This is a genomic window from Brevundimonas sp. S1H14, assembly GCF_047716865.1.
GTDB lineage: Bacteria > Pseudomonadota > Alphaproteobacteria > Caulobacterales > Caulobacteraceae > Brevundimonas > Brevundimonas naejangsanensis.
Map to the genome: position 1 here is coordinate 1684136 of NZ_CP136679.1, position 15583 is coordinate 1699718.

General features: G+C 65.2%; 9 protein-coding genes. 5 read left to right on the top strand and 4 right to left on the bottom strand.

Going from position 1 to position 15583, the window contains the following annotated elements; genetic code table 11:
• The first annotated feature begins 43 nt into the window (after nucleotides 1-43).
• Both RSD66_RS08245 and RSD66_RS08250 read left to right on the top strand, forming a co-directional pair.
• The gene (locus tag RSD66_RS08245; protein WP_415287256.1) at nucleotides 44-2254 is read left to right on the top strand and encodes a TonB-dependent hemoglobin/transferrin/lactoferrin family receptor; all 2211 of its coding nucleotides are present in this window, start codon (nucleotides 44-46) and stop codon (nucleotides 2252-2254) included.
• A 62-nt stretch (nucleotides 2255-2316) separates the two neighbouring features.
• Nucleotides 2317-3288, top strand: coding sequence for a DUF6607 family protein (locus RSD66_RS08250; RefSeq protein ID WP_415287257.1), 972 nt, complete (start codon nucleotides 2317-2319; stop codon nucleotides 3286-3288).
• A 165-nt stretch (nucleotides 3289-3453) separates the two neighbouring features.
• Here RSD66_RS08250 and RSD66_RS08255 read toward each other — a convergent pair whose 3' ends face one another.
• Together RSD66_RS08255 and RSD66_RS08260 are read right to left on the bottom strand one after the other, a co-directional pair.
• Nucleotides 3454-4875, bottom strand: a complete 1422-nt coding sequence (locus RSD66_RS08255) for a hypothetical protein (protein WP_415287259.1) — start codon at nucleotides 4873-4875, stop codon at nucleotides 3454-3456.
• Nucleotides 4876-4893: 18 nt separating this feature from the next.
• Complete coding sequence (locus RSD66_RS08260; RefSeq protein ID WP_233551804.1) at nucleotides 4894-7002, bottom strand: TonB-dependent receptor domain-containing protein; 2109 nt, start codon at nucleotides 7000-7002, stop codon at nucleotides 4894-4896.
• Between the two features lie 269 nt (nucleotides 7003-7271).
• Between RSD66_RS08260 and RSD66_RS08265 the strand changes: the two genes are divergently transcribed.
• Nucleotides 7272-8180: a LysR family transcriptional regulator gene (locus RSD66_RS08265; protein ID WP_415287260.1), complete on the top strand. Its 909-nt coding sequence runs from the start codon at nucleotides 7272-7274 to the stop codon at nucleotides 8178-8180.
• Nucleotides 8181-8231: 51 nt separating this feature from the next.
• Here RSD66_RS08265 and RSD66_RS08270 read toward each other — a convergent pair whose 3' ends face one another.
• Nucleotides 8232-9566 (bottom strand): sigma-54-dependent transcriptional regulator, encoded by a 1335-nt coding sequence (locus tag RSD66_RS08270; protein WP_415287261.1) that lies wholly within the window; start codon nucleotides 9564-9566, stop codon nucleotides 8232-8234.
• Nucleotides 9563-11320: a sensor histidine kinase gene (locus tag RSD66_RS08275; protein ID WP_415287262.1), complete on the bottom strand. Its 1758-nt coding sequence runs from the start codon at nucleotides 11318-11320 to the stop codon at nucleotides 9563-9565. The genes RSD66_RS08270 and RSD66_RS08275 overlap by 4 nt, the downstream gene beginning before the upstream one ends.
• 307 nt (nucleotides 11321-11627) lie before the next feature.
• Between RSD66_RS08275 and RSD66_RS08280 the strand changes: the two genes are divergently transcribed.
• Together RSD66_RS08280 and RSD66_RS08285 are read left to right on the top strand one after the other, a co-directional pair.
• The gene (locus RSD66_RS08280) at nucleotides 11628-12911 is read left to right on the top strand and encodes an MFS transporter (protein ID WP_415287263.1); all 1284 of its coding nucleotides are present in this window, start codon (nucleotides 11628-11630) and stop codon (nucleotides 12909-12911) included.
• A gap of 84 nt (nucleotides 12912-12995) precedes the next feature.
• Nucleotides 12996-15533 (top strand): TonB-dependent receptor plug domain-containing protein, encoded by a 2538-nt coding sequence (locus RSD66_RS08285; protein ID WP_415287264.1) that lies wholly within the window; start codon nucleotides 12996-12998, stop codon nucleotides 15531-15533.
• Nucleotides 15534-15583 lie beyond the last annotated feature (50 nt).

Consider the following 15583-nt stretch of genomic DNA (forward strand, 5'->3'; position numbering starts at 1 on the left):
GTTCGCACTAAAGGCGAGGACTCTTTCAAACAGGGTGCCGCCTATGCGTTCGCTATTGATGTTTTCCGCCGGACTCGCCGCCCTCGGGGCCGCCCTGCCGGCCAGCGCCGAGGGCGCGTTTGAGATCGACCTGAATCAACCGGTGCGGGTGGCTCCGGTCACGGTTGTCGGCACTCGCACCGAACGGCGCATCGACGAAGTCCCAGCCAGCATCAGCGTGATCACCGCCAAGGATATTGAGAACAACCTCGTAACGGACATCAAGGACCTGATCCGGTTTGAGCCGGGCGTCAGCGTTCCGACCAGTCCGGCCCGCTTTTCGGCCGCGCTGTCTGGCTCCGGTCGTGACGGCAATTCAGGCTTCACCATCCGCGGCATGGGCGGCAACCGCGTCTTGATCGTCCAGGACGGCGTGCGGGTGCCGGACGGCTTCGCCTTCGGCGCCCAGGCGGTCGGGCGGGGCGGCTATAATGACCTGGATCTGGTCAAGTCGGTCGAGATCCTGCGCGGTCCGGCTTCGGCTCTGTATGGCTCGGATGGCATCGCCGGGGCGGTCAGCTTCACCTCGAAGGACCCGACCGACTTCATCGAGGCGGGCCGCAGCTTCGGCGCCCGTGCGCGGGTCGGCTACAACTCCGCTGACGAGGGCTGGACCGAAGGCCTTGCCCTGGCCGGGCGCAGCGGCGCCCTTTCGGGTCTGCTGGCCTACACCCGCCGTGACGCACAAGAGACCGAGAACATGGCTGAGACCGGCGGCGTCGGCGCGGCCCGCACCCAGCCCAACCCTCAGGACTTCGCCTCCAACGCCGTGTTGGCCAAGCTGGTCTGGGATGTGAATGACCATCACACCCTGCGCCTGACCTACGACCATTTCGACCAGGACATGGAGGGCGAGGCGCTCAGCAGCTATTCCGCTTCCGTCACCGGCCTGAGCGCCCAGGACGAGACGCAGCGAGACCGCGTCAGCCTTGACTGGCGTTTCGACGACTTCCTGGGCCTCGATTCCGGCTCCGCCGCCGTCTTCTGGCAGGATGCCACGACGCGCCAGTTCACCTATGAGCAGCGTCCGACGCTGGGCGATCGCACCCGCGACGTGACCTTCGACAACGTCGTCTGGGGCCTGGCGGCGCAGGGTTCCAAGAGCTTCGGCGGCGAGGTTGTTCGTCACCGTGTCACCTTCGGCGCCGACTGGTCGCGCACCACCCAGGAAGGCATCCGCGACGGCACGGTCCCGCCGATGGGCGAGCCTTTCCCCGCCCGGCCTTTCCCCAAGACCGAGTTCGACCTGGCGGGCCTGTTCATCCAGGACGAGATTGATCTGCTGGGCGGCCGCCTCAGCATCATCCCGGCCCTGCGCTACGACTGGTATGAGCTGACGCCGCAGGCCGACGCCCTGTTCCCGGCCCCGGCCGAGGGGCAGAGCGACAGCCATCTGTCGCCCAAGATCGGCGCCATCTACTGGGCCGACGATCATTTCGGCGTCTTCGCCAACTACGCCCAGGGCTTCAAGGCGCCATCGCCGATGCAGGTGAACAACTTCTTCGCCAACCCGGTGTTCGGCTATGAGTCCATTCCGAACCCGGACCTGAAGCCCGAAACCAGCGAGAGCATCGAGGGCGGCTTCCGCTTCCGCAATCTGGAGGCCTTCGGCGGCGCCCTTTCGCTGCAGGCCACGGCCTTCCGCACGGAATACGACGACTTCATCAATCAGGTCGTGGTGAGCGGGACCGGCGTGCCGGGCGTCGATCCGCTGATCTATCAGTACGTCAACCTGACCAAGGTCGAGATCTGGGGCCTGGAAGCGCGCGGCGACATTCACTGGGACAACGGCTTCTCGACCATCGTCGCCGCCTCTTTCGCCGATGGCGAACAGGAGACGGAAGGCAAGCGCGGCGCCCTGACCAGCGTGGATCCGATCAAGCTGGTCGGCGGGCTGAACTACGCCGCTCCCTCGGGCGTCTGGGGCGGCAGCGCCACCGTCACCTGGTCGGACAGGAAGTCGAACCACGAATGCGGCGGCGGTCTGTGCTGGCCGGGCGAGCGCTTCACCCTGCTGGACGTCACCGCCTTCTGGAACGTGACCGAACGGGCCACTCTGCGCGCCGGCGCCTTCAACGTCTTTGACGAGAAATACGCCTGGTGGAGCGACGTGCGCGGCCTGAACAGCCCGGCCGTCGGCGCCCGACCGGCGACGCTGGACGCCTTTACCCAGCCCGGCCGCAACTTCGGCGTGTCTCTGAGCGTGCGCCTGTGAGCTCGACCATGCCCCGGAAGCGCCAGCTGAAACCCCGTCCTTCGCAAACCAATGGAGCCCCCATGCGCGCAATCTTGATCGCGGCCGCCCTTCTGACCGGCGCCCCGGCTGTGCAGGCGTTGCCCGCCTCGACGGCGACAGGCCAGACCCAGGCGCCCGCCAGCGCCTTTGAACAGGACCGTCAGGCCATCCTGGCCCAGGTCGGCGATTATCGCGTGCGTTTCGACATGCGCGAGACGGTCGGCCTGCAGGCGGACTATCAGCCGCTCGAGCCCAAGCGGTCCGGCGGCACCGAGATCGTGCGTGTCGTCTACGACACCGGCGATCGCATCAGCCTTCAGCACATCCTGGTCATGTATCACGAGGGCCAGACCATACTGGTCAAACACTGGCGTCAGGACTGGGCCTATCAGCCCGAGACCGTGCTGACCTACGCCGGACCGGACCAGTGGACCCTGACTCCTGTGTCGGCCGAAGAGCGTCGCGGCGCCTGGTCCCAGACTGTCTGGCAAACGGACGATTCGCCGCGCTATGGCGGCGTCGGACGTTGGAGCTACGACAATGGCATGACCGTGTGGACGTCCGGCCCGACCTGGCGGCCGCTGGCCCGTCGCGACGCCGTGCGTAACCCGGTCTATGACCGTTATCTTGGGACCAATCGCCACGTTATCCGTCCGGGCGGCTGGGTCCACATTCAGGACAACGTCAAGATGACGGGGCGTAACGGCGGTGTTCCTCAGGCCGTGGTTCAGGAAGACGTGGTCAACACCTACGACGCATCGACGGCCTTCGAGCCCAAGCCCGGCGACGACTATTGGGCCGCGACCAAAGACTACTGGGCTGAGGTCCGCGCCGCATGGGACGCAGTGATCGCACGTGAGGGAGGCGTCCATGTTCAGGAGGTCGCCGAAACCGGCGCCGTCACCAGCGCCCCTCTGATGGACCTAGCGGACCAGATCAACGCAGGGACATTGACCACCCAGGCTGCTGTAGAGCGCGCCCGCGCCCTGATCGCTGACGCAACCCAGCGCTAAACGGTCAGACGCTCCTCGCCATGGCAGTGAATGGCGAGGGGCGTCTCTTATTATCCGAGAGGCCCGTCGTAAGGGCCCGCACCACGCTTTTGAGACGGGAAGGGCCCTGGCAGTGATCGCCAGGGCCCTTCTTTTTAGTTCTCGCTTCGCGTCAGAGTTTCTTCATTAGCGCGCGGGGCGGATGCGCAGCACGGAGTCGTTTCCGTCCGTGGTCCAGCCGGACTTGACCGCGACGTAGACGTTGCCGCGACCGTCGGTCGAGACGTGGTTGGCCACCGGCGGGGCCGGCAGGTTGGCGACGATGCGGCCGTCGACGTCAGTGACTGTCACCGTGCCGGCGCCGAAGGTGCTGACGAAGGCGCGGCGCGACTTCGGCTCGAACACCACGTTCAGGGCGCCCGCGCCGACCGGGGTGTCGGCCACGACCGAACCGTCCGAACCGTTCAGCACCACCAGGTTGTCGGTGCCCTGGGCCGCGACGAAGATGCGGTCGGTCTGCGGATCGTGCGAAACGCCGATCACGCTGCGCGCGCCGGGCACGCGGAAGACGTTCAGCACGGTGTCGGCGGCGGCGTCGATGACGGCGACCTCATTGGTCGAGTTGGAGGCGACGTACAGGCGGCGCGCTTCGCGGTCATAGGAGACGCTGGCGGCTGAGAAAGTCTCGCCGCGCACGGTCGAGTCGATCTTGATGCGCTTGGCCACCGTCAGGGCGCCGGTGTCGAACACCACGACCTCGGGCTCGAAGGTGGCGCTGGCGTAGGCCTTGCCGTGCTCTTCGTCGATGACGACGTCGCGGGCGTGGTTGACCGTGCCCGGCTCGAACTGGCGCACCAGCGACAGGTCTGACTGGCGATAGACGGCCACCGTGTTCTGGCGGCTGTTCGAGACCCAGACGGTGTCGTTGGAGTCATCGACCCCGACGCCGTAGACGGCGAAGACTCCGCCGTCCTGGGGCTGGCCGTCGCGACCGGCGCGGCCCGGCGCGGCGGCCGGGGTGATGCGGGCTTCGACCGCCAGGGTGTCGGCGTTCAGGCGCAGCAGCTCCGACTGGCGCACCGGCGGACGGCCGACCGCCGAGGTGGCGAAGACGGCGTTGCGTTTGGCGCTGTAGGCGGTCTGGTACAGGCCGCGCGTCGGCTGGATGCTGGTGATCCGGTAGGCCGCCTCGTTCGACAGCGGCACGTTCGGCGAAATCTTCAGATTGGCCAGGACGGCGTTGTAGGGCGCCTGCGACACCGCCACGATCGGATGATTGCCCGGCTGGGCGTCGGCGGGCAGCGTCAGCCGCGCCTCGAAGCCGCCTTCGGCGTCAGCCGTGATCGGGCCGGTCGACAGCGGCGTCTGGCCGTATATCAGAGTGATGCTCTGACCCGGATGGAAGCCGCGGCCGGCAGCGACCACGGGGCCGCCCGGCAGGACGGGCTTGCCGCGCTCGCCCGAGGCGAAGCTGACCTGGCCGCCGTCCAGGCGCTCGGGCGCCGAGAACAGGGCCTGGGCCGAGACCGTCGCCGGAACTGCGACGGCCGATGCCGCCAGAAGGGCGCCGAGGGCGGCGCCGCGAAGGGATTTGCGTAGGTTAGTCATGATCGCAGTTTCTCCGGATCAGAAGCGGGTGGTCAGGCCAACGAAGAAGCGGCGGCCGGGCGAATAGTAGCCATCGCCGGCGGTGCCGCTGACCTTCTCGTTGAAGAGGTTGGAGACGCCGGCGCGCAGCGTCACCGTGTCGGACGCCTCATAGGCGGTCGTCAGGTCGAACTCGGTGCGGGCGTTGGTCAGGGTCGAGCCGCCGCTCAGCTGCTCGCCGGTGTACTGGGCCGACAGCATGACCCCCAGGCGATCCGTCGCCCGCCAGTCCAGCGAGGCGTAGCCCGACCATTCCGGCGTGGTGATCAGGCTGGCCCCGGTGTCGAGGTTCTTGGCCTCGATCATCCAGGTGGCGTTGCCGCGCAGGGTCAGATCATAGGGCAGGTTGGCCTGGCCGGTCAGTTCAAGGCCTTTGGTGCGGGCGCGCTGGACGTTCTCGTTCTTGGTCCACCAGCGGCCTTCGAAATAGCCCAGCGGCGCGTACTGGATCTTGTTTTCGAAGTCGGTGTGGAAATAGGTGGCGGCGAAGCTGTAGGCGGCGCCGTCATAGGCGAAGCCGAACTCATAGCTGGTGCTTTCCTCGGGCTTGAGGTTGGGGTTACCCGCCATCCAGCAGCCGCCCGAGGTGTAGATCAGCGGGTTGCCGTTCCCGTCCAGGATCGGGTTTCCGTTCTTGTCCCTGGCGACCATGCCGATCAGGCCCCGGCAGCCGTTGCCGCCGGAGTTTGTCGCCGCGCCGGCGCTGTTCTCCTTCAGGGACGGCGCGCGGAAGCCCTTGGAGACGCCCCCGCGCAGCGTCCAGGCCTCGGCCGGATGCCAGACCAGATAGGCGCGCGGACTGAAATGCTCGCCGTACTTGTCATGGCTGTCCAGACGACCGCCCAGCGTCAGCAGTAGATTCTCGCGCAGGGTGATCTGGTCCTCGGCGAAGATGGCCGCCGTGTCGCCTTTCAGCGTAGCGCCGGTGATGACGTTGCCGTCATAGTCGATCGGCACCGTACCGATGGTGTCGGTGTTGGTCAGCTCTTCCTGACGATACTGGGCGCCGAGGGCGAACTTGTGCAGCCAGACGAAATTCTTTTCGAAGTTCCACAGGCCGTCGACGATCCATTCCTCGAACTCGCCGGAGCCGCCGTACTCGCCCATCGCCTTGTTCTCGAAGGCGTTGCGATAGACGTCCAGACGCGTCTTGCCGAAGGACCATTCGCCCTCGTGGCTGGCGCGGAAATTGGTGCGCTCTGTCTCGGAGCCGAAAGCGCCCTGCGGCGTCAGCACGCCACTGCTGTTCGGCACCAACAGCTTGGGCGCCAGGGGCTCCTCCACCCCATAGTTCGCCTCGAACGAGAAGTTTTGGTTCTCGAACGGCGCCCAGTTCAGCACGCCGTTCAGGCTCTTGTTTACGACGCCGCCCGCGCCGTTGTTGCTCGAGATGTTCACCTCGTCCGGGTTGGTTCGGGCGTAGGTCGCGCCCAGGCGCAGGCCCAGGTTCTCGGCCAGCGGACCGGCCACGTTGACGCCCAGTTGATAGGCGTCGCCGCGTTCGGAATCCTCGGACCAGGTGTAGCTGGTGTTGGCCGATCCGCGCCACGTCGGGGCGATTTTGCGGGTGATGATATTGATGACCCCTCCCATGGCGTCGGAGCCATAGAGGGATGACATCGGCCCGCGCACGACCTCGATGCGCTCGATCATGTCGGGCGAGATCCAGTTCAGGTCCTGTCGGCCCAGGTCGGGGCGATAGCTGATGTCGCGCGAGTTGCCGACGCGGCGGCCGTCGACCAGCACCAGGGTGTAGTTGTCCGGCAGGCCGCGAATGGTGATCTTGGACATGGCTCCGGTGGGGCTGACGCCCCCGGTCACGCCAGGCAGACGGCCCAACAGTTCGCCCAGGCTCTGCACAGGCTGACGCTCGATCTCGTCGCGGGTGATGACGCTGACCGAGGCAGGGGCGTTGCGGACGTCCACAGCCGTGCCTGACGCCGTGACGATGACGTCGCTGACCGTGGTGGCCTGGGGATCGACGCCGGAGACGTCCGGCATGACGGTCTCGGCCAGAACCGGCGAGGCGGCGAGTAGGGTGGAGGTCATCAGGCCCAGCCCGATGCGGCGTTTTGATAGGTGCATCATGCGCCCCCAGAGGCGTGCGTTAGGCGGGCGCCAGGCGCCCGGGGAGGGGAGGAAAGCTCGACCGTGCGAGCGGCCCGCTCCTAATAATCATTCGCAATATTGTCTCAATGTCGGATTCGGCATGGGGCCTATTCGCCTCGTTGCATGAGGGGGCGGCCGTCGGCAGGTGGCTAAAACGGGTCGCGGACTGGGGTGCGTATGTGTTGCAATTAAGAGGCGTTCTTAATACAGCCGGGGGCGACGCGCGGGGCGTCATGCAGCGAGGCCATATGTCGGGGCGACTTCCCCACCGCGTCGATTTCACCCTGCTTCCGCACCTTCAGGTGCTGATCGAGCAGCGCAGCGTCTCGCGTGCGGCTGAGCGTCTGGGCATCGGCCAGCCGGCGATGAGCCGCATCCTGGCCCGGCTGCGCGATCAGTTCGACGATCCCCTGCTGGTGCGCGGTCCGCGCGGCATGATGCCGACGCCGCGCGCCGAGGCCCTGTCGGGCCCGCTGCGCGCCTGGCTGGAGGCGGGCGAGAGCCTGCTGCGCGACCCCAGCCTGGATCTCGGGCGGATGAAGCGGGTGTTCCGTCTAGCCTCCACCGATTTCGGGCTGCTCAGCGTCCTGACGCCCGCCATCGCCCGCATAGCGCAGGAGGCGACGGGGGTGGAACTGGACGTCGAGCCTTTGTCGGACACCAGTCTGCGGCGGCTCGAGGACGGTCGGCTGGATCTGGTGCTGACCGGCTGGAATCCCGAGGGCGCGGGGCTGAAGGCGCGCTGGCTGTTTCGTGAGACGCATCTGGGCCTGGCGCGCCGCGACCATCCTGTCTGCCAGACGAAGCCGACGCACGCCGAACTGCTGCGCTGGCCCCATGTCGTCCCTTCGGCGGGGGACGGCTTCGGCGACTGGGTGTCGGACGATCTGCCCGATATGGCCGAGCGTCGCGTCCTGGTGCGGGCCGAGAGCTTCGCCCTGGTCCCCTATCTGCTGCAGGCTAGCGAGGCGGTGGCCCTCCTGCCGCGCCGGGCAGCCGAGCGTTTCGCGGCGGCGCACGGCCTTGGCGTCTTCCCGGCGCCGCAGGAAATCCAGCCTTTCGACTACCACTTGGTGTGGCATGAACGCTCTGACGGCGACATGGGAACCCGATGGTTGGTCGAAGCTCTGTCAGCCGTGTTTTCAAAGTCCGATTGAGGCGGGAGAGAGACGCTCGGCACAACCGCAGCGTTGCGACGCGGGCGTAGCCTACCGATAGGCCGCAGGGTCGATGTTGAGGCGTTTGAACTTGCCGTAAAGGGTCTTTCTGGGCGTCCCCAATCTGGCGATGACCTCGGAGACGTTGCCTCCGGCCGCCTGTAAAGCTTCGCGGATCAGAGCCGCTTCGAAAGCATCCATGCGGTGGGTGAGGCTTTGAGGCGAGGACGCCGCGGCGGTTTCGATCTCCGGGGCGTTAACCAGGGTGCTGAGTGCGAAGTTGCGCAACTCCCGTACATTGCCGGGCCAGCTATGCTCCAGTAGGTGTTGGCGAATGGGGTCGGATATGGCGTAGGCGTCCGTCTCCTGAGCCTGTTTCCGGTCCGCCAGGAAATGCGCAAACAGTGGCAGGATATCCTCGCGTCTTTCACGCAGAGGGGGCATCCGAAGGCGCACCACGTTCAGTCGGTAGAACAGGTCGGAGCGGAAAGCGCCGTCACGCGCGGCGCTCTCCAGATCTCGCTTTGATGCGGCGATGACGCGAATGTCGACAGGGTAGGGCTCGCCTCCCGACATTAGCGTGCGTTCCTCGAGAACGCGCAGCAGCTTGACCTGGACGCCCGGGCTCATGCTGTCGATCTCGTCAAGGAACAGCGTGCCCTTGTCAGCGGCCTCGATGCGGCCGACCTGGGCGGTTCGCCGATAGCCTGAGCCGTCCAGCGTCTGGCCGAACAACTCCACCTCGGCGAAGTGATCGGGGATGGCGCCGCAGTTGACCGGCACGAAGCTCTTGCCGCGTCGCTTGCTGAGTCGGTGCAACGTCAGAGCCGCCAATTCCTTGCCCGTGCCGGTTTCGCCTTCGACGAGAACGTCCAGATCTGATGCGGCGATGCGGGCGATGGCCTCGCGCAGCGCGACCATCGCGGGGCTCTCTCCGATCAGCAGCGTGTTGGCGTGAGCGGCGGCTTCCGTCGCCGCCCGCAATGAGCGATGCGCCAGTGCGCGGGTCCGATAGTCCTGCGCCTGGTTCACGGCGGTGATCAGCCGCTCCATGGCGAACGGTTTCGTCAGGAAGTCGAAGGCGCCGTCCTGCAGCGCCTGGACCGCCATCGGCACATCGGCATGTCCGCTGATCAGGATGACCGGAATCTGGGAGTCGAGCGCGCGAATGCGTGAGAACAGCTCCAGCCCGTCCATGCCCGGCATGCGGATGTCGGAAACCACCACCCCGCGGAACTGGGGCGTCAGAGCGGCCAGCGCCTGGACGGCGTCAGGCAGGGCCTGAACAGTGATGGATTCAAGATCCAGCGCATCGACGATTGCGCGCCGCAGCTCGGCGTCATCTTCGATGAACAGCACCGAGGGAGGAGTTTCCGGAGTCGTCATGCGCGTCTCAATCGAACACGAAACGCAGCGCCGCCCAAGGGAGAAGCCGCAAGAGAAAGGGAGCCGCCGAACTCGCGGGCTATGTCTCGGGCGATGCCGAGGCCGAGACCCAATCCGGCGGGCTTACTGGTGACAAAAGGCGTGAAGAGGGATCCTTCCAGGTCGGGAGACACGCCGGGACCGTTGTCGGCGATAACAATCGAAACATCCTCGTCGCCGACCTCTATGACAATGGCGATGTTCGGGTCGGGGCGATCCTGCAAGGCGTCGGTCGCATTCTGGATCAGGTTGATGAAGATCTGTTCCAGCCGCATCTTGTCGGCGCTGACTCGCAGGGTCTTCACGGGCGGTGTCCAGTCCAGGCGCACGCCGGCCGTGCGTAAACGGTCTCCGATCAGCAGCAGGGCGCCGTCCAGCGCCTCGTTCAGGCTGACCTCGTCCATCAACGGGGTTCGCTTGCGTGAAAAGGACCGGAGTTCCGTCGTGATCCGCGCGACGCGGTCAGTCAGGTCGACAATGGACGCCAGATCGTCCTGAACCTTGGCGATGCTGCCGCGCTGAAGATAGCGCGCGCCGTTTTCGGCGAAGGCGCGGATCGCGGCGATGGGCTGGTTGATCTCGTGGGCGACGCCGGCCGTGACCTGTCCAATCAGGCCGAGGCGGTTGGCCTGCGCCAATTCTTCGCTGGCGGCGCGCCACCGGCGATCGGCCGCCAGGCGCCCCTGTGACTCCTCGCGCAGACGGCGATTGGCGTCCCGCAACTCGCTGGTGCGCGCATCGACTTCTTCTTCCAGAGCCTGACGGGCGCGAACCTGGGCCAGGCGGCCCATGTGTATGCGCCAATAGGCGGCGAAGGCCATGACGGCGGCGGCCAGGACGGCGAAGATGACCAGGCGCGCCTGGAGGTTGGCGCTTCTGTAGGCCGGCTCCAGCGAAGCTACGTGCAGCAGGGATGCGCCTTCGATGGCGGCAGCCGTTCGCGACGTGCGGAAGCGACCTTCGGCATCCGCCATGCTCAGGTCTCCGTCGCTATTCTGCATGAACCGGAGCGGCGACAGCGGCAGGGAAGCGAACTGAAGGGCGCTGCGGATGCCCTGATGATCTTCAGGCGTCAGCGGGCGTGTGGCGCGAAATCGCCAGGGGGCGTGGTCGGTGATGATGACGACGCCGCGGGGATCGACAACCAGGGTGTGCTCGGCCGTGCCGCTCCATTGCGCTTCCAGGTCGGCGAAATCTATTTTGACGACGATGACGCCCAGGGTTCGAGCGCCTTCGTCGATCCTGCGAGCGATGAAGAAGCCTGGTCGTCCGGTGACCGAGCCTACAGCGAACAGTTCGGCCTCCCCATTAGCCATGGCGTTGAGGAAGTAGGGCCGGTAGCTGAAATTCTGTCCTACGAAGCTGCCGGGCTGGTTCCAGTTGTTCGCCGCCAAAGTCAGGCCGTTCGGCGCGATGACATAGATGGCGGCCGCGTCGGTCCGCTCCGCCAGCAGCTCCAGTTTGCCGTTCAGGCGCGCCACGGCATCGGGTCGGGCGTCGCTGAGCACGGCGTGGACATCAGGGTATTCGCTCAGCACCAGGGGAAGCAGGCGGAATTTTTGCAGCGTGCCTGCTAACTGACGCGCGCGCTTGTCCGCCTGTTCGGCTGCTGCGGCGTCCGTCGTCAGCCGGGCCTGACGCGCCGCCCAATAAGCTCCGCCCCAGACGGCAAGTCCGCAGCCCAGGATGAGGCTGATCGCCACAAGCGTCAGCATGCGGTGTCGCGGCTGAAAAGCTTTTCGCACGGGACTGTGTGGTTTGCGGGACAAAGGCGGTCTCACATGGGTGCTTTTCGACACGCCTGAGCGGCGCCAGGTCGGAATAAAACAGGCATTAAAGTGAAGAAAAACATCGTGTTGTGAAGTTTTTGCGTGGCTGCGTTGCCGCCATGATCATCCCCATGACTATCATTATTCATCGAGCCGTCGCAGAGCGGTTGAAGGGTTTGGGGTGCGGATATGTCAGATTTGATGAGCCGGGATCACTTTGATTGCAAGAATAGATTCTCCCGGAGTTGGTGATATGTCTTCAATGACTAACGCGCGCCGCCTCAAGAACATCATAGGCGGCTCAACAGGTAATCTAGTCGAGTGGTTTGACTGGTATGCCTATGCGGCGTTCGCGCTCTATTTTGCGCCGATATTTTTCCCGAGTGATGATGGAACGGCCCAACTTCTAGGCGCTGCGGCTGTTTTTGCGGTCGGTTTCCTGATGCGGCCTATCGGCGCCTGGATCATGGGCGTCTACGCTGATCGTCGGGGCCGCAAGGCTGGCCTGACCCTGTCGGTCACCTTGATGTGCGCCGGTTCCTTGTTGATCGGCTGCACGCCGGGGTACGCGCAGATCGGCATCGCCGCGCCGGCGCTGCTGCTGGTCGCCCGGCTGTTGCAGGGCATCAGCGTTGGTGGAGAATACGGCTCTTCGGCCACCTATCTGTCCGAGATGGCGACGGCCAAGAACCGCGGCTTCTGGTCCAGTTTCCAGTATGTGACTCTGATCTCGGGCCAACTTCTGGCTCTGCTGTTGCTCATCGTCCTGCAGGCGGTGATGACGGATGAGGCGCTGGGCGCCTGGGGCTGGCGCATCCCCTTCTTCGTCGGGGCGGCTCTGGCCGTGGTCGTGTTCTGGCTGCGCCGGGGTCTGGATGAGACCAACGCCTTCAAGGCGGAAGACACCCGATCTGCGCCGAAATCCAGCGCCATGCTGCTGATCCTCAAGCACCCGAAGGAAGCCCTTCTGGTGATGGGACTGACGGCCGGCGGCACGCTCGCCTTCTATACGTACACCACCTATCTGCAGAAGTTCTTGGTCAACACCTCTGGCTTTTCCAAGGACGTGGCCACCCAGATCAGCGCTGCGGCCCTTCTGGTCTTTATGTTGCTGCAGCCCGTCGTCGGAGCCTTGTCGGACCGGATTGGACGACGGCCGGTGATGATCGCCTTCGGCGTGTTGGGCGTGCTCTTCACCGTGCCGATCATGTCGGCCCTGGCCACGGTGAACAGCGCGCCGGCGGCTTTCGCCCTGGCTCTTGCGGCCCTCGTGATCGTGTCCGGTTACACCGCCATCAACGCCGTGGTGAAGGCGGAACTGTTCCCGGCGCATGTGCGGGCCCTGGGCGTGGCCCTGCCTTACGCCATCGCCAACGCCCTGTTCGGCGGCACGGCCGAGTACGCCGCTCTGTGGTTCAAGTCGCAGAATAACGAGTTCGCATACTTCTGGTACGTGACGATCATGATCGGAATATCGCTCATCGTCTTCATATTCATGAGGGATACTAAACATAAGAGCATGATTACTCACGATTGAAATCAGTATCACCCAGCGTAATCACAAAAACCGGCTCGCGCAGCGAGGGGCTGTAACGCGATCCAGAGGGGGAGGGACTTAGCGATGACTAGAGATTTCAAAGGGGTTGGCCTGAAAGCGGCGAGCCTGGCGTCAGCCAGTCTGCTTAGCCTGACGGCGGGAGCGGCGCTGGCTCAGGAGCGCGCTCAGCCTGAAGCCGCCGAGGCGGCTCGGGTGGACGACATCATCGTCACCGGCGTGCGCGGAGCGCCGCGCACAGCGATCGAGAGCCCGACGCCCATCGACGTGTTCAACGCCGAGCAGTTGCAGCAGGGGGCCCAGACCGGCGTGTTCGAGTCGGTGCGTTACCTAGTGCCGTCCTTCAACCTGCCGGCGCGGTCGGGCGGCGGCAGCTCCACCGTCATCGCTACCGGAGCGCTGCGGGGCCTGAATCCGGATCAGACGCTGGTGCTGGTCAATGGGAAGCGTCGTCACCGCACGGCGCTGATCAACTCGGTTTCGACGCTCTACAACGGCTCGGTCGGGGTCGACCTGAACATGATCCCGTCCAGCGCCATCGCCAGGGTCGAGGTGCTGCGCGACGGGGCCGCCGCCCAGTATGGCTCGGACGCCGTGGCCGGCGTCATCAACGTCATGCTGAATTCCAGCGCCCAGGGCGGCAGCATTTCCGTCGCCCATGGTCGAAATTTCGACCGCAATGACGGCCGCTATGTGAACCTGGACGCCAATCTCGGCCTGGCGCTGGGCGAGGACGGCTTCCTGAACCTGTCGTACAGCTTCATGGATCGCGGCGCATCGAACCGAGCGGAGCGCATCGCCGATTCCGTGCGCCTGTATCCGCTGTTGCCCGACGGTTCGCGCGACCCGCGCGAAGCGATCATCGACCGGATGGTGACGACCAACTACGGCACCATGCCTCAGGTCTCCAACGTCTTCGGGGCGAACGCGGCCTATACGGTCAGCAACGAACTCGAGCTCTACGCCTTCGGCACCTATGGTCAGCGCAAGTCCGACCTGAGCTGGACGTGGCGGCCGCCGACCGACATCACTGTCCTGCCCGAGATCGCGCCGGACGGCCTGCGCACCCTGACCGTCATCAAGGACAAGGACTATGAAGCGGTCGCCGGTGCGCGGGGCTCGCTGGGCGGCTGGGATTGGGACCTGTCGACGGGCTACGGCTCGAATGTTTCGGACTGGGAGAACTACAGTCTGAACGCCAGTCTGGGGCCGAGCAGTCCACGTCATTTCTACGTCGGACAACTGGCTTCGGCCGAGTGGGTCAATGCGCTGGATGTGACGCGCGGCTTCACGCTCGAGAACGCGGGCGAGTTGCAGGTGTCCTTCGGTCTGCAGCACCGCTGGGAGAACTACACGATCAAGCAGGGGGACGAGGCGAGCTGGATCCAGGGCGATTACGTTCGCCCGCCGGGCCAGCCCTTCGCGGGCCAGCCCCTGCCTCCGGGCACGCAGTCCACGCCGGGCTTCCGTCCCGAGGACGAGGCTGACGTCAGCCGCAACAACTACAGCGTCTATGGCGAACTGGGCTGGAATCCGACCGAGCGATTCTATCTCGGCGGGGCTGTGCGCTACGAGAATTTCGACGACTCGGCCGGCGACACCACCATCTACAAGATCAGCAGCCGGTATGAGTTGAACGACTGGGCCGCTCTGCGCGCCTCATTCAACACGGGCTTCCGCGCTCCTAGCCTGGCGCAGCAGGCCTATTCGGCGACGACAAGCCAGTTGCGCGACATCCGGGGCACCGGGGTGGCCGAATCCCTGCGGTTGAAGAACTTCCAGGTCAACTCGCCGGAGGCCATCGCCTTGGGCGCCAAGCCCCTGACGCCGGAAATGTCGGAGAACCTGAGCGTGGGCTTCACGCTGACGCCCTTCTCGAACTTCGCTTTGACGTTTGACGCCTATCAGATCGACGTGGCTGACCGCATCGCCGTCACCACCACCTTCTCGCCGATCGATACGCGTCTGTCGGCGGACGGGGTGACGACAATCGGCGAGCAGCTTCAGGCCATCATGGTCGCCAATGGTCTGTCGCCGGATGTCAGCGGTCAGTACTATACCAACGCCATCGACACGCGGACACGCGGCTTCGATATCGTGGCGACCTACAAGTACGGCACAGTCGACTTCGGCGATTTCGATTTCAGCTTCGGTTATAATCAGAACGAAACCGAGATCACCGGCATCATCGACAATCCGCCGGAGCTGGCGGCGCTGGGCGATATCGTCATCTTCGACCGCAGCAAGCAGGCGGCGCTGACGGAATCCCTGCCGAAATCCAAGATCTCGCTCAACAGCGGCTGGGCGCTGGATCGGCTTAGCGCCAACCTGCGTCTGACGCGGTTCGGCGAATACACCACGCGGCACTCGTCCAATCCTGCATTGGACAACGACATTGACGCGGCGTGGATCACCGATCTGCAGGTCAACTACGATGTGACGGACGCCGTTCGCGTGACGCTCGGCGCCAACAACATCTTCAACGTTTACCCGACCAAGATTCAGGAGCCTTCGGCCAACCTGGGCAATGGGATGTACAGCGGGCTTGCGCCGTTCGGCTTCACCGGCGGATCCTGGTTCGTGCGCGCCGCCTACAAATGGTGATCAAGGGGAACGTCCGGAGGCGTCGCGCAGCGGCGTCTCTAGGTCGGGGT

Bases quoted from the DNA above. Each gene is read 5' to 3' on its own strand.
- RSD66_RS08245 (WP_415287256.1), top strand. From the start codon at position 44: ATGCGTTCGCTATTGATGTTTTCCGCCGGACTCGCCGCCCTCGGGGCC.
- RSD66_RS08250 (WP_415287257.1), top strand. From the start codon at position 2,317: ATGCGCGCAATCTTGATCGCGGCCGCCCTTCTGACCGGCGCCCCGGCT.
- RSD66_RS08255 (WP_415287259.1), bottom strand. From the start codon at position 4,875: ATGACTAACCTACGCAAATCCCTTCGCGGCGCCGCCCTCGGCGCCCTT.
- RSD66_RS08260 (WP_233551804.1), bottom strand. From the start codon at position 7,002: ATGATGCACCTATCAAAACGCCGCATCGGGCTGGGCCTGATGACCTCC.
- RSD66_RS08265 (WP_415287260.1), top strand. From the start codon at position 7,272: ATGTCGGGGCGACTTCCCCACCGCGTCGATTTCACCCTGCTTCCGCAC.
- RSD66_RS08270 (WP_415287261.1), bottom strand. From the start codon at position 9,566: ATGACGACTCCGGAAACTCCTCCCTCGGTGCTGTTCATCGAAGATGAC.
- RSD66_RS08275 (WP_415287262.1), bottom strand. From the start codon at position 11,320: ATGCTGACGCTTGTGGCGATCAGCCTCATCCTGGGCTGCGGACTTGCC.
- RSD66_RS08280 (WP_415287263.1), top strand. From the start codon at position 11,628: ATGTCTTCAATGACTAACGCGCGCCGCCTCAAGAACATCATAGGCGGC.
- RSD66_RS08285 (WP_415287264.1), top strand. From the start codon at position 12,996: ATGACTAGAGATTTCAAAGGGGTTGGCCTGAAAGCGGCGAGCCTGGCG.